The organism is Acinetobacter sp. N1-1, from assembly GCF_056711485.1.
On sequence record NZ_JBWXUO010000012.1, the window covers coordinates 792,136 to 807,122 of the forward strand.

Here is a 14,987-nt window from a genome sequence, read left to right on the forward strand (position 1 = left end):
TTTATCATTTTTACTTCATATAATTGAAGATAACAACCAACATAAACACCCAGTCCAGTGGAGTATAACGACATGGCAGGCAAAACTTTATATGACAAATTGTGGGATGACCATTTAGTTAAGCAAAGAGATGATGGCTCAAGTTTAATTTATATCGATCGTCAGTTATTACATGAAGTAACATCACCACAGGCATTTGAAGGCTTACTGCTTGCAGGTCGTCAACCTTGGCGTTTAAGTGCAAATGTTGCAACACCTGATCATAATGTGCCGACCTCTAAAAAAGAGCGTGACCAAGGTATTGCAGGCATTGAAGATAATACCTCACGCATTCAGGTACAAACTTTAGATGATAATTGTAAATCTTTTAACGTGGTTCAGTTTGGTATTAATGATGTTCGTCAGGGAATTGTACATGTTGTTGGCCCTGAGCAAGGTTTAACTTTACCAGGAATGACTGTTGTATGTGGCGATTCACATACAGCTACACATGGCGCATTTGGTTGTTTAGCTCATGGTATCGGTACATCTGAAGTTGAACATGTATTGGCAACACAGTGCTTAGTTCAGAAAAAAATGAAAAATATGCTTGTCCGTGTGGATGGTACATTAGGGCAAGGGGTAACGCCAAAAGATGTTGTGCTTGCCATTATTGGAAAGATTGGTACAGCAGGTGGTACAGGTCATGCAATTGAATTTGGTGGGCAAGTATTTAGAGATATGTCTATTGAAGGGCGTATGACAGTATGTAATATGGCGATTGAAGCAGGAGCACGAGTAGGTCTTGTTGCTGTAGATGAAAAAACCATTACATATGTGAAAGGCAGACCATATTCACCGAAAGCTGAAAATTGGGATAAAGCAGTTGCATATTGGAATACACTTCATTCCGATGAAGATGCTTTCTTTGATACTGTAGTTGAAATTCAAGGCGAAGATATTGAGCCTCAAGTTTCTTGGGGAACTTCACCTGAAATGGTTATTCCTGTTTCACAAGCAGTGCCAACCTTGAGTCAAGCCAAAGATGATGTTCAACGTAACGACTGGACACGTGCTTATCAATATATGGGCTTAACGGCGGGTCAGCCATTATCTGAAATTCATTTAGATCGGGTATTTATTGGTTCTTGTACCAATTCACGTATTGAGGATATTCGTGCTGCCGCAGCGGTTATTAAAGGTCGTAAAGTTGCTGCAAGTATTAAACAAGCGATGATTGTGCCAGGATCAGGAGTTGTGAAAACTCAAGCAGAGCAAGAAGGTTTAGATAAAATTTTCTTAGAAGCAGGATTTGAATGGCGTGAACCAGGGTGTTCAATGTGCTTGGCAATGAATGCAGATAAGTTACAGGCAGGTGAGCATTGTGCTTCAACGTCAAATCGAAACTTTGAAGGTCGTCAGGGAAATGGTGGCAGAACACATTTAGTGAGCCCTGCAATGGCAGCAGCAGCAGCGATTGCTGGTCATTTTGTTGATGTCAGAACATTCTAAGGAGTCCAATAATGAAAGCTTATACCACTGAAGAAGGCATTGTTGCACCATTAGATCGTGCAAATGTTGATACAGATTTAATTATTCCAAAACAATTCTTAAAGTCGATTAAACGTACAGGCTTTGGTGATAACCTTTTTGATGAATTGCGTTATTTAGATGAAGGTTATCCGGGACAGGACAATTCTAAGCGACCAAAGAATCCAGAATTTGTATTAAATCAGCCACGTTATGCGGGTGCAACAATTTTAGTGACTCGCAAAAACTTTGGTTGTGGTTCTAGTCGTGAACATGCGCCTTGGGCATTAAGTGAATATGGCTTTAGAACTGTAATTGCACCAAGTTATGCAGATATCTTTTTTAACAATAGTTTTAAAAATGGTATGTTGCCTGTCATTTTATCTGAAGCTCAGGTCGACCAAATTATTAAAGCATCTTCAGAAATTGAAGGGTATAAAATAGTTGTCGATTTAAAAACACAAGAAGTACGTCTTCCATCAGGAGAGGTGTTTAATTTTGAAGTTGATCCTTTCCGTAAACATTGTTTGTTAAATGGTTTAGATGATATTGGATTAACATTACAAGACAGTGAGGTGATTCGTGAGTATGAGGCACGCACTCAGCAATCACGTCCTTGGGTCTTTCAAGATTTAAATGACTAAATTGCTATATTTAAATGATGGCGAAGTGATAAAACTGTTGCTAACATAATGTGAATTATTTTTACTTTTATGTTGTTGGGTTGAACATTAGTCATGCAGAAAATTATTGGTAAAGGTGCATTTATTGGAATATGTATTGTATTACTGGCAGGTTGTCAAACCATAAGACATGCAATAGAAACAGTAAATATACGCTCTAAATCACCTAAACAGGAGTCTGCATTGACTGTGACAGTGGAGTGTGATGGAACAATAAATTGTGAATTTGAACGCTTAGATAATGTTGTAGTTGTAGATGAATCTAAACATTTTATTCGTAGTGAAGCGATTGAAAAAGGCTATGTACGTTTAAAAGATAAATCGACATTTGGTTCAAACTCAATTTTTTTGGTACTTCCTGCACAACAACATGAGGTTGTGATTCGCTTTTATCCAATTTCTTTAAATCGTGCAGAAAAAATAAATGTCATCCAACAGTTTAAGCCCAATAAGCATTATAAATTTGTGATGTATAGAGAGCGTGTAAAACGTTCAAATCGCTTGCTAAGTGTTTCTGTACCAGATCCATTATGTGTACAGTTGCTTGAAAATGATAAGGCAGTTCGTCATTTTTGTAAGCCTTATAATGTACTCAATGGACTAGGTGAGTTTATTGAACAAAAAAATGATTGATCTATATATCTAAATGCGATTAACAGCCTAGTTTGATATATAGCTCATGACTGAACTTTAATTTTGGAATATCTATGTCAAAACAAATTCTTGTATTAGCGGGTGATGGAATTGGCCCTGAAATCGTTGCAGCTGCAGAAAAAGTATTAGAAACAGTAAATAATGCATTTAAATTAGATTTGCAGTGGGAGCATGGCTTGCTTGGTGGTGCAGCAATTGATCAATATGGTGAGCCGTATCCAAAAGTAACCAGTGACCAAGCCAAAAAAGCAGATGCAATTTTATTGGGTGCTGTTGGTGGACCCAAGTGGGATCAAATTGAGCGATCAATACGTCCTGAGCGTGGTTTATTAAAAATTCGTAGTGAACTGAATTTGTTTGCAAATTTACGACCTGCAATTTTATATCCACAACTTGCAGATGCTTCGAGTTTGAAGCCTGAGGTTGTTGCTGGTTTGGATATTCTAATTGTACGAGAACTTACGGGTGGTATTTACTTTGGACAGCCACGTGGTATTCGTGAATTAGAAAATGGCGAAAAGCAAGGCTATAACACAGATGTATATGCTGAATCTGAGATCAAGCGTATCGCAAAAGTTGCATTCGATTTAGCAGCTCTACGTGGTGGTAAAGTATGCTCGGTAGATAAAGCAAATGTACTTGAAGTGACTGAGCTTTGGAAACAAACTGTAAGCAAAGAACAGCAAGAAAATTATCCTAATATTCAGCTTTCACATATGTATGTAGATAATGCAGCAATGCAATTGGTACGTGCACCAAAGCAATTTGATGTGATTGTGACAGGAAATTTATTTGGTGATATTTTATCTGATGAAGCAGCAATGCTTACAGGTTCTATTGGGATGCTACCGTCGGCATCTTTAGATGAGCATGGCAAAGGAATGTATGAGCCTTGTCATGGCTCTGCACCAGATATTGCAGGAAAAGATATTGCAAACCCATTGGCAACTATTTTATCTGTAGCAATGATGCTTCGTTATACATTTAGAGAAGAAACTGCTGCAAAAGCGATTGAAGATGCTGTGGGTCAGGTATTAGATCAAGGATTAAGAACAGCAGATATTTTGTCTGAAGGAATGACAAAAGTAGGTACAAAAGCAATGGGGCAAGCTGTTGTAGAGGTATTGAAAAGTATAATAAAATAAAAAACCATGACAAAAAAAGCCACTCAATCGGAGTGGCTTTTTTGCTTCGACTAATACTTAACGTGCGCGGTAAGTGATACGACCTTTCGTTAAGTCATAAGGTGTCATTTCAACTTTTACATTATCGCCAGTTAAAATACGGATATAGTGCTTACGCATTTTTCCTGAGATGTGAGCGATTACTTCATGACCATTTTCTAAACGGACACGAAACATTGTATTAGGAAGCGTTTCGGTGACAACGCCTTCGAACTCAATTAGTTCCTCTTTATTGGCCATAGCCTACCTGAATGAATGAATTAACAAGGCGCAAATTATATACAAATTACTTGTTAAAAACAAGCAAGCCCATAGCCTATCAAAAGAAATATCATTGTCGTATTTACCAAATAATTGCAATAAATACACACATTTTCATTGAGTGTTTTTTTAATAATCGCTAAGCTAGATAAAATAATGATAATAAATAAGGATGATCGTTGTGAATCAACGAACAGATAGCGCCTTAGTGATACGCCTTGCTTATGAAGCAGTTAGCCGTTCAGGTCTGCCTGTAGAAAATTTTTTCAACAATATGCAGTTCATGCAAAAGAAGTTGGGTTCATATCAGAGAATACCACAACAGACACAGTATTCTTTTTGGAAAGAAATGGTTCAAGTAAGTCAAGATGCAGATATAGGTTTACATCTTGGTGAATATTTACCTTTATTTCGAGGGCAAATAATTGAACAATTGTTTGTGAGTAGTTCATCTTTTGGAGAGGGTTTACAACGTACTTTGCCTTACCAGCGCTTAATTAGTGATGCGTTTCAAGCAACATTAATTGTTGAAGGAGATGAGTGCTATTTAAAAAATAATAAACAACTAAAGCCGAACAATCTAATAAATAGGCATTTTTCTGAATGTGCAATGTCTGGCGTTATTCAGTTTTTTAAATTTATGACAGATGATACATTTAAGCCAAAGCGAATTGATTTTGATTTTAAAAATGGTGCTAAAGCGAGTGAATATTTGCGTGTTTATCACTGTCCTGTTTCATTAGGACAGGCAGAAACACGTCTGTATTTTGATACTGAAATTCTTAATTATCACTTATGGCAAGCTGAGCCTGAACTCTTACATTTGCATGAAGGCTTTGCAACTAAAAAATTAGTAGAGTTGACATATTATGATTTGATTGATGATGTTCGTGCAGTGATTGCAAGGTCTTTAAAACAAGGTGAAATTACACTTGAAAAGATTGCTATAGACTTAGGCATGAGTACACGTCAGCTTAGACATCGATTACAAGAAGCAAATACCAGTTTTCAGCAACTTCTAGGTGAGTATCGGTGCCATTTATCCAAACGGCTTCTTAAGAATAGTAATGAAAGTATTGAGCAAATTGTAGCATTAACTGGATTTGCCGAACCGAGTACTTTCTATCGTGCTTTTAAGCGATGGACCAATGAAACACCGATTGAATATAGGAAGCGTAAACAAGGCCCATCATCTATTTAAACAGGCCAGTTTAGCCATTGTGGACCAAGTGAAATGTTTGGTAATTGGAACTGATCAGGATAATAGGCCTGTATAAAGTATAGACCATCAGGAGGTGCGGTTACTCCTGCAGCTTTCCGATCTTGAGCAGCAAAAATAGTATCAATATGCTCTACACTATAACAATTTTGTCCAACTTCTAGTAAGCAACCAACGATATTGCGGACCATATGATGTAAGAATCCATCAGCTTGGATATCTAAAACTAAAAATGGACCATGAGGGGTAAGTGTGCAGTGTTTGACATGGCGTACAGGTTGGTTGGATTGGCAAGCTGCTGCACGAAAGCTTTCAAAATTATGTGTGCCTTCAAACTTTTTTGCAGCTTCTTGCATCTTATGAACATCTAGTTCTTGATATACATGTGTAACTTGTTTGTGAAGTAGAGCAGGTCGTTGAGGTGCATTATAAATGACATAGCGGTAGCGTCTTGCGATTGCTTTAAAACGTGCATGGAAATCTGTATCTACACGTTTAATCCACTGTATAGATATATCTTTAGGGAGCTGACTGTTTGCACCCATAATCCAACTGCGATCTGTACGATCGGATGGGCTATCAAAATGTGCAATCATATTTGTTGCGTGTACTTGTGCATCTGTACGTCCTGCACCATGAAGTTGAACTACATGGTTAGCAACTTTGCTTAAAATTGTCTCTAAGGTTTGTTGGACACTAGGAACGCCTTCTTGTTGAGTTTGCCATCCTCGATAATGGGTTCCACAGAATTCAATACCTATTGCATAGCGTTGCATATATAACCTCAAAATGATTTACGATGCATCAGACCAATGTAAGTAACACTGATCTGCTGTTTCATATTTCAAATATAATCGTAAAATTTTTGCATATAAGTCTGCATGACCCAGCGTATCTGTCGCAATGATTTGTGCATCTTTAACCCATGCACTAATTGCATAGCGTTGGTCAATTGCTCCAAAAGTTACTTGTGTTGTTAGAATAGGTAAGCAATTTTTTTCGCGTAATTGTTTTAGCAAACGAATAATAGTCTGATTTGTAGCAATATTCCCCGTACCAAATCCTTGTAAAATTAAAAAATGTGGTGGGTTAGTTAGTAGTAAATTTAAATTTTTTGCTAAGTTTTCTATAGAAATAGGCTGCATCATCAAGCTCATAATATTAAGCGTTTCAGAGCGTTTTATATCTTGTTCTGTAATATGATATGAATTAGCTACATATTTGACTGTTTTTGCAGTTGAAGCAATTCCCTCAAAAGCATGTAATTCTGTTGTATGGTGCTTTATTGCAGTATGACCATGATATAAATGTTGATTAAATGCGAGGTATACGCCTTTGTTGCACGTTTGAATTTTTTCTAGTGCAAAGACTAGATTATCAAATGCATCGGTTACTTCTCTAATTTTTACACCATTTACATCTAATAAAGGATATTGGCTACCTGTAAGTATAGTACTGCATGACTGGGCTAAGAAATATGAGCAAACAGCACTTGCATAACTGAGTGTATCTGTACCGTGAATAATAATAAATTGATGATATTGTGTTTGTAGGCTTTGGATGAATTGAATCACTTGAAGCCACTCGACTGCTGTGGATGCACTACTGTCAATAATGTGTGGGGCAGCAAAGCAATCTGTATTATCAGTATATTCCTTTGGTAAGAGACTTTGTAATTTAGGGATAAATTCATGCTCTGACATTGGTTCTAAAGGTGTCCCAATACAGCCAAATGTCCCGCCCATATAAATTAATGCAGTTTTTTTCATAAATATAAAATAAAAAAGCAGCCAAGAATGACTGCTTATATTAAAACGAAGTGACTTAAGAAGCTATTCTATTTAATAAATTATCGACTCTTTGTTGTTCTTCTGCCGAGAAGCTTTGTTTAGACTGGGTTAGGAGTGTTTTTGCACGTTGGATTTCACCAAATTTAATATATTGTTCAGCAAGGTCGATATTCAATGTATTTTCATTGATTGATTTTAGCTCAGGGAAGGCTTCAACTAAAATATCTTTTTCATTATGAGTTGAAGATAAGACTTTCGTGGTTGACTCTGCTACAACATCGACAGAATCTAGTTGTAAAGTACTTGTCTGAATGTTATCAAACGATACTTTATCTGTTGATACATTTGTATCTACATTTAGTTCCTGTTTTGGTTCTTCTCCTTTAAAGTCAAAGTTAAGTATTGGTGCTTCTTCGGTCTTTGTAGGTGTAGCAGTAGCATCTTCTTTTTTATCTGCCGGTTGCGATGTACTAAATGTGAAATCTAGAGGAAGTAAATCCTCTTTAGGTTCATCTTTTTTCGTAATTTCAGGAGAGGAAATTTTATCTTCTGGTTGAATTGATACTTTTAGAGGATCTTCTTGATTAATTTGATTTTCAGTTTTCTTTTCGGAAAAGTGTTCCGATTTTCCAAGAAGCTCTTCGTGATTAATTTGGTTGTTGATAGGTGCTGGTGCTGGCTTTGGTTGCTCATGTGGCGTTACAATTTCTGTTTTTTCTATATGTTGTTCTGTTTCTTGCTCTTTTTGCTTTTGTAATTCTTTATGGGCATTGTTTTTTTCTTTAACAGCATTGAGTACTTCAAATAGCTCTAATGAGCGTAACTGGCTGATTAATTGATTAATTGCAAACTCATCATCTTGTTGTTGATAAATATCCAAAAGCAATAGATAAAGTTTCTTTTGTTTAGGGTTTGCATTAAGTGATTGGTTTATTGATGCTTCAGCAGCAGAGTAGTTTTTTTGTTCAATAAATGATTCAATTTGATTGTATTGCTCTGCACTCGCTTCAGGTTTTGCAGGCTCAACAGAATGTTGTGACTGAGTATCTCTCGCTCTTTTTATATCTGCTTGTTTTCTAGCTTGAGTTTTTGGCTCCTCAGTATTATTGCGTTTTTTTACAATAACGAATGCAACGATCAAAAGTAGAATGACTGGAATGATATAAAGCAACATAGTATTAATACCCCATAAAATTTGAAAGAATCTGCGAAAAAATCAGGCTCTATTCTGCTGCATGTTTGTGCACATTTTGCTGTTGAAGCAACTGCTGAATCTTAGCTAGTTTAGCATCTAATATCTCAAGCTTTATATTTTTATTTTGCAAGCCTTGTTCAAGCTGTGCAACTTCTTTATCTAAATTTGATATTTCTTCACGCTGTAAAGTAATTTGTTGCTCATTGTGTTTTGTAAAAAGTGGTTCATTACTGGTGGTTAGACTATTTGCATTTTTATCTGCAATTACTGTCATTTCAGTATTTGAGTGCTGAGTGAGAGTATTAATATTTTTAATTTCGCTTATATCGAGAGTCGCACCTTTTTTGATGAGATTTTTATTTCCCCCAATAAAAGCATGTTGATTCATTTGCTGTATTTGTTGCATTACTGAATAAATCGATTGATTTGTCTGCTGTGCAATACGTGCAGAAATAGACCATAAAGTATCTTGTTGTTTAACAGTATATCTATTGCCTAATGTGATATTAGTATGTTGTTGTTTCTTTGGTATGACAATCGACTTTCGTAGGTGATTTCTTTTTACATTGTGTGGAAGCGGATGCAGATTATTAATTTGACTTTCACTACTTATGGTAATTGGTATAAGTGGCTGATCTTGTAATATATTATTACTTGAATGTAGGGTGTGAGTTGTTTGTGTGTTTGCAGAACTGACTTTAAATGGCAAGTCAATTAGTTTTAGATATTGGCCATTACCATCTTTGGTTTTTAATACAAAATGAACATGATTATTTTGAATAGGTCGTGAGGAAGTTACTGTAATAATGCCATTATTTGGGCCAGTTGAACGAATGAATACGTTGAGATCATCTGTAATTTCAGCTTGTAATGCATCAAAACCTTTTAAGTCATCATCATTTGCAACTTCTACTTGTAGATGTTGAGATGTTGCATCCTGAAATGGAATTTCCATATACAAAAGCTCAGCTTTTGTAGATAAAATTTGAGGTTGGTCAAATGTGAGAGCATGACCAAGTTGAGACATACCAATACAAAATATGGCATAGGTAAGTTTATGGTAAGTCATCATTCTGCATTACTAAACAAAAAATAGGCATTTGCTATAATGTAGCGTTATGTTAACGGAATGTAAACTAATTATAAAAAAAGCTGGTATATTGACCAGCTTTTTACTTCATTACTTTGATTGATGATCAATCAAAATACGTAACATACGACGTAATGGTTCTGCTGCACCCCATAAAAGTTGGTCGCCTACAGTGAAAGCACCAAGGTATTCTTTACCCATATTTAATTTGCGTAGACGGCCAACTGGTACAGAAAGGGTTCCTGTAACGGCAACAGGCGATAAGTCATGCATAGATGCTTCGCGTGTATTTGGAATCACTTTTGCCCATTCATTTGATTGTGCAATCATGTCCTCAATTTCATTTAAAGGCACATCTTTGCGCAGTTTAATGGTTAATGCTTGAGAGTGGCAACGCATTGCGCCAATACGTACACAATGTCCATCAATTGGAATAATGTTAGTATTACCTAAAATTTTATTGGTTTCAGCTTGTGCTTTCCATTCTTCTTTTGATTGACCATTTTCAAGCTGTTTGTCAATGTAAGGAATAAGTGAGCCAGCAAGAGGAACGCCAAAGTTTGCTTTAGGGAATTGGTTATCACGCTGTAATTCCGCAACTTGACGGTCAATATCTAAAATTGCAGATTTAGGATCATCTAATAATGATTTAGTGTTGTTATAGAGGTAGCCCATACCTGTAAGTAGCTCACGCATATTCTGTGCACCTGCACCAGAAGCTGCTTGATAAGTCATTGCACTCATCCATTCAACAAGATTGTGTTGGAATAGAGAACCTAAACCCATAAGCATTAGAGATACTGTACAGTTACCACCGACAAATGTTGTTGTGCCTTTTGTCAGTGCATTCTTAATCACATTTGAATTAACTGGATCTAGAATAATCACTGAGTCATCTGCCATACGTAAGGTAGATGCTGCATCAATCCAGTAACCTTTCCAGCCTGTTTCTTTAAGCTGGCTATAAACTGATGATGTATAGTCTCCACCTTGGCAGGTAATAATAACATCCATTTGCTTCAGACTTTTAATGTCCGTTGCATCCATAAGTGCTGGGGCAGTCTTACCGCCAAAAGCAGGAGCTTCACCACCTGCATTACTGGTAGAAAAATAAAATGGCTCAATGTGAGCGAAATCATTTTCTTCAACCATACGTTGCATAAGGACAGAACCAACCATCCCACGCCAACCGACCAGACCTACTTTCATGTCATTTTGCCTCGGTGCTGTGTTTAAAAATTAAAAGCGATCTTTGAGTGTACCAAACATATTTTTAAGTGCAAATGATATATAGTTAAAAAAAATGATAATTTTTAAGTAAATAGCTGAGATTTTGTCATCTTCTTTTGGAGCTGAAAAAATATGATGAATTTAAGCTACTTAGCTTAACGGTAGTACATATACAACTTTAGGCGATATACCTAAGATGAAGTGTTAGAAAATCTAATTTTGTACAGAAATTTAGATCTTAATAAATGCTTTCGTATCCTTCAGGACGAGTTTTAAAACGGCGGTGAAACCACATGTATTGTGTGGGTGCAATTCGAAGCTGAGTTTCAATAATTTTATTGACACGTGTTGCATCATTCAATTCATCTTCAGATGGTAAATTTTCCACAATTGGTTCAATTAAAATATGATATTTAGGATTTTTTTCATTGCCATAACGGTAAAAATATAAAGGAATAGCAACAGCTTTAGAGATTTTTAATAAACGACGATGGGCGGTAACAGTTGCAGCAGGTACACCAAAAAAAGGTGCCATGATTCCTTGCTTTAAACCAAAATCTTGATCAGGGCTGTACCAAATTGCATCACCATCTTTCAAGTGTCGAATAAGCCCACGCATATCATCATGGTCTATTTGTGATTTATATATGGTTGCGCGACAACGGTAAATAATTAAATCGAGTAGGGGGTTGTTTTGTGGTCGATAAACGACATCAGGCTCAAAGTATTGTGAGCAGATATAACCTCCTGCATCGAGCAATGTGCTGTGTGTTCCAAGTAGAAGCACACCTTGACCAGAAGCTTGTGCTTGAGTGATATGTTCAAGCCCTTCAATAGTTACTCTATCTTTAAACCAATATGGCTTATACCAAGCATTGAGTGTTTCGAACGTGCCAAGCATCATATCTACAAACACCTGTTGGGCTTTTTGATGAACTTCTTCTTGAGTCCATTCAGGAAAGCAAACTTCTAAGTTACGTATGGTAGTTTTTCTTCGTGACTTTAAAAGTTTCCAAGCAAGTTTTGCAAGCGTACGTGAAATTATACGTTGAACTGACCAAGGTAAAACTGCTAAGAGCATTAATAAGCAAATTGAAATCCATATATTCCAATATCTTGGCAATAAAAAAGACCAATAAAACTTACCAGGGATATAGTCAGGTTGCGTACTCATATACGTGTAATGAACCAGTGAAAAGTGGGCATGATTTTAGCACGATATACTTTTAGGGTTGATATTTAAAACTAAACTTTTACTTTATAGTTAAGTGTCAATTCGCTTGCAACTTTGCCACGAATTCCCCAATTTTCTAAGGGTGTTTCAAAAATAGTGATTTCAATATCGTGCGGTAAAATCTTACAATCGGTTTCTATATTTTTAAATAATGAGGCGATGAGCTGTTTTTTTGCAGATGTAGAGCGTCCTTCAAACATAGATATTTCGATAATTATATAATTTTCGCTGCGGTCTTTAGGAAAGATAAAATCTTCAGGCTCGAATTTTATAAATCTTTGAAAAATCTTTTCTGATGGATAGTTTAAGCTTTCAATTAAAGATTGATGTATCGCGGGAGAAAGCATTTTTCTATGTGTATTTATTGTATTTGTTAAACCGTAAATTTTAATTTGTGACATGTGTGCTCTCTGCATTTAGGTATAAAGGAATATCCTCATACCTTAAATAATTTTAAATGTTTAGACTTTCTTTTTCATAGCTTTGAAAAGCATTTTCAGCACCCATAATGACATCTTTAATTTTAAAATAACCGCGAGTATAGGGTTCTGAATCACGAATTTCTTCCCACATAAAATGGTAAGACTTTAAGTTTTCAGTTTCACAAATCAAAAAGTCTGTAAAATTACTTCCGGGAAATGCTTCTGAGTCACAAAAACGCACCTTTACATCAGGATATTTTGCAATAATTTTTTCGAGTGATTTTGCATATTCACGGCGTATTTTACGAGGAAGGGCAAGCCAAGATGGATAAAACTCAAGGAGAACAATTTGGATAATATTCATTATTTGTAATTCTATGGTTTAGGGTAAGCGTGTTTATAATACACTAAAATGATGACTATTTCTTTTGAGTAGATAAATCGACTTGGCGGCAGTTTATACCCAATCTAAAAATAAAGAAAATATACTGATTTTTTAGTATTTTTATAGGCTTGCAAAGCACGAGTTTTTGATTATAAATAATTTGGAAAGGGTGCTATAAATTTGCTAAACCAGTTTAATATAGCTAGCTCATATGAGCTAGCTATATTGGTATATGTTTATTCGGTATAACCCTTTACATATTTTCTAATGTGTCCCAACGCTCCAACTTTTCTAACAAAAGTTCTTCAATTTCTGAAAGGCGTTGGCTTGCTTTGGTTGCGGCATTTGCATCTTTAACAAACCAAGAACCATCAGCAAGTTTTTCAGTTAGCTCAGCCTGTTCTGCCTCAAGTTGTTCTATTTCTTGTGGTAATTGCTCAAGCTCACGTTGATCTTTATAGCTTAGTTTAACTTTCTTCTGTGTAGATTTATCAGATACATTGGCTTTGGGTGCATCTTTCTTCACAGTTTCAGTTTTAAGTTCAGGACGTTGTGCAAGATAGTCTTGATAACCACCAATGTATTCTTGAATATGTCCTTTACCATCAAACACCCATGTAGATGTAACAACGTTATCCATAAATGCACGGTCATGGCTAATCAGAAGCAACGTACCTTTATATTCAGCAAGCATTTCTTCAAGTAGCTCAAGTGTTACCATGTCTAGGTCGTTGGTTGGTTCGTCCATAACAATGAGGTTGGACGGTTTAAGTAAGAGTTTAGCTAATAGAATACGATTACGCTCACCACCAGAAAGTGCTTTTACAGGTGTACGTGAACGCTCAGGAGAGAACAAGAAGTCTTGTAAGTAGCTCAAGATATGACGGCGTTGACCATTAATATCAATAAAGTCTGAACCTTCTGACACGTTGTCTGAAACAGATTTTTCAAGGTCAAGCTGGTTGCGCAGTTGGTCGAAGTAAGCCACTTCTAACTGTGTACCTGTTTTTACTTTACCATTGTGCTCAATTTCACCAAGAATGGCTTTAACAAGTGTGGTTTTACCTACACCATTGTCACCTACAAGACCAATACGGTCGCCACGTACTACAACAGTAGAGAAGTCTTTAAATAGTGATTTATTGTTGTAATCTACACCAAGATTTTCAATTTCAAAGACCAGTTTTCCTGAGCGTTGTGCTTCTTGTACGCCCATATTGACTTTGCCCTGTTGTGAGCGTCTTGCTTTAGATTCTTCACGCAATGTTTTTAATGCACGTACACGACCTTCATTACGAGTACGACGTGCTTTAATACCTTGACGAATCCAAGCCTCTTCTTCTGCAAGTTTTTTATCGAACAACGCATTTTGCTTTTCTTCAGCTTCAAGTTGCTGAGCTTTAAGCTCAAGGTAACGAGAGTAGTTGCCTTCAAAGCTACGTAGCGTACCGCGGTCGAGTTCGACAATGCGGGTAGCAAGATGGTCGACAAAAGAACGGTCATGCGAGATAAATAGAAGCGTAAGATTATTTTGCTCGAGTAAGAATTTTTCAAGCCATTCAATGCTTTCTACATCTAAATGGTTAGTAGGTTCATCAAGTAATAAAATATCTGGTTGTGTGAGTAGAGCACGTGCTAAAAGTACACGACGTTTACGACCACCCGATAAATCTGCCAAATCGGCATTAGGGTCTAATCCCATTTTACCTAAAATTGTATTAACTTTGTTTTCAAGCGTCCAACCATCCATTTGGTCAAGCTTGTGTTGGAAGTCACCCATGCGTTCACAAGCTTCCATGTCACCTAATACACATGCATCGCTTGCAATATTGTACTGTTGCAGTACGTGAGCAACCTCACCTGCACCTTCAGCAACGATATCGGCAACTTTACCAGAATCCATTGGTACATCTTGGGTTAACATTGAAACAGTTAAGCCATTTTGAATTAAAACTTCCCCATTGTCGGCATGAAGGCTTCCCTCAATAAGTTTGAGTAAAGTAGACTTACCTTCGCCATTACGTCCAATTAAACATACTCGCTCGCCACGTTCTAATGTAAAATTTGCGCCGTCGAGGAGGGCAGGCCCACCAAATGCAAGTTGGACATCCCTTAAAGTAATATAGGCCAT

At 36.6% G+C, this 14,987-nt stretch carries 15 protein-coding genes; 5 read left to right on the forward strand and 10 right to left on the reverse strand.

Translation table 11 applies throughout. From position 1 onward, the window contains the following. The first annotated feature begins 72 nt into the window (after nt 1-72). The 4 genes from leuC to leuB all read left to right on the forward strand — a co-directional run bounded on the left by leuC (nt 73) and on the right by leuB (nt 3,991). Nucleotides 73-1,491 (forward strand): 3-isopropylmalate dehydratase large subunit, encoded by a 1,419-nt coding sequence (leuC, locus tag AC1MPL_RS03930; RefSeq protein WP_479764407.1) that lies wholly within the window; start codon nt 73-75, stop codon nt 1,489-1,491. An 11-nt stretch (nt 1,492-1,502) separates the two neighbouring features. Beyond that, a complete protein-coding gene (gene leuD, locus AC1MPL_RS03935) occupies nt 1,503-2,153 on the forward strand; it encodes a 3-isopropylmalate dehydratase small subunit (RefSeq protein ID WP_479764409.1) in 651 nt (216 codons plus the stop codon). 93 nt (nt 2,154-2,246) lie between these two features. After that, complete coding sequence (locus AC1MPL_RS03940; RefSeq protein WP_479764411.1) at nt 2,247-2,825, forward strand: hypothetical protein; 579 nt, start codon at nt 2,247-2,249, stop codon at nt 2,823-2,825. A gap of 74 nt (nt 2,826-2,899) precedes the next feature. After that, the gene (leuB, locus tag AC1MPL_RS03945) at nt 2,900-3,991 is read left to right on the forward strand and encodes a 3-isopropylmalate dehydrogenase (RefSeq protein ID WP_479764413.1); all 1,092 of its coding nucleotides are present in this window, start codon (nt 2,900-2,902) and stop codon (nt 3,989-3,991) included. A 57-nt stretch (nt 3,992-4,048) separates the two neighbouring features. Here the strand turns inward: leuB and infA are convergent, their stop codons facing one another. Further along, the gene (gene infA / locus AC1MPL_RS03950; protein WP_004718087.1) at nt 4,049-4,270 is read right to left on the reverse strand and encodes a translation initiation factor IF-1; all 222 of its coding nucleotides are present in this window, start codon (nt 4,268-4,270) and stop codon (nt 4,049-4,051) included. Nucleotides 4,271-4,472: 202 nt separating this feature from the next. On the opposite strand from infA, the gene AC1MPL_RS03955 reads away from it, so the two are divergent. Then, a complete protein-coding gene (locus tag AC1MPL_RS03955; RefSeq protein WP_479764415.1) occupies nt 4,473-5,492 on the forward strand; it encodes an AraC family transcriptional regulator in 1,020 nt (339 codons plus the stop codon). Here the strand turns inward: AC1MPL_RS03955 and truA are convergent. The 9 genes from truA to AC1MPL_RS04000 form a co-directional block, all read right to left on the reverse strand. Further along, nucleotides 5,489-6,286, reverse strand: a complete 798-nt coding sequence (gene truA, locus AC1MPL_RS03960; RefSeq protein WP_479764417.1) for a tRNA pseudouridine(38-40) synthase TruA — start codon at nt 6,284-6,286, stop codon at nt 5,489-5,491. The genes AC1MPL_RS03955 and truA overlap by 4 nt on opposite strands. A gap of 18 nt (nt 6,287-6,304) precedes the next feature. Continuing rightward, nucleotides 6,305-7,279, reverse strand: a complete 975-nt coding sequence (locus tag AC1MPL_RS03965) for an asparaginase domain-containing protein (RefSeq protein ID WP_479764419.1) — start codon at nt 7,277-7,279, stop codon at nt 6,305-6,307. Nucleotides 7,280-7,334: 55 nt separating this feature from the next. Beyond that, nucleotides 7,335-8,474 carry a hypothetical protein gene (locus AC1MPL_RS03970; protein WP_479764421.1) on the reverse strand — a complete coding sequence of 380 codons (1,140 nt, stop codon included), beginning with the start codon at nt 8,472-8,474 and terminating at the stop codon, nt 7,335-7,337. A 49-nt stretch (nt 8,475-8,523) separates the two neighbouring features. Next, nucleotides 8,524-9,567 carry a type IV pilus assembly protein FimV gene (locus AC1MPL_RS03975; protein ID WP_479764423.1) on the reverse strand — a complete coding sequence of 348 codons (1,044 nt, stop codon included), beginning with the start codon at nt 9,565-9,567 and terminating at the stop codon, nt 8,524-8,526. A gap of 108 nt (nt 9,568-9,675) precedes the next feature. Continuing rightward, the gene (gene asd / locus AC1MPL_RS03980) at nt 9,676-10,794 is read right to left on the reverse strand and encodes an aspartate-semialdehyde dehydrogenase (protein ID WP_479764424.1); all 1,119 of its coding nucleotides are present in this window, start codon (nt 10,792-10,794) and stop codon (nt 9,676-9,678) included. Between the two features lie 259 nt (nt 10,795-11,053). Beyond that, nucleotides 11,054-11,989: an LpxL/LpxP family acyltransferase gene (locus AC1MPL_RS03985; RefSeq protein ID WP_479764426.1), complete on the reverse strand. Its 936-nt coding sequence runs from the start codon at nt 11,987-11,989 to the stop codon at nt 11,054-11,056. Between the two features lie 71 nt (nt 11,990-12,060). Further along, nucleotides 12,061-12,450, reverse strand: coding sequence for a tautomerase family protein (locus AC1MPL_RS03990; RefSeq protein ID WP_479764428.1), 390 nt, complete (start codon nt 12,448-12,450; stop codon nt 12,061-12,063). Between the two features lie 52 nt (nt 12,451-12,502). Beyond that, nucleotides 12,503-12,835 (reverse strand): darcynin family protein, encoded by a 333-nt coding sequence (locus AC1MPL_RS03995; RefSeq protein WP_479764430.1) that lies wholly within the window; start codon nt 12,833-12,835, stop codon nt 12,503-12,505. A gap of 274 nt (nt 12,836-13,109) precedes the next feature. Further along, nucleotides 13,110-14,987: an ATP-binding cassette domain-containing protein gene (locus AC1MPL_RS04000; RefSeq protein WP_479764432.1), complete on the reverse strand. Its 1,878-nt coding sequence runs from the start codon at nt 14,985-14,987 to the stop codon at nt 13,110-13,112.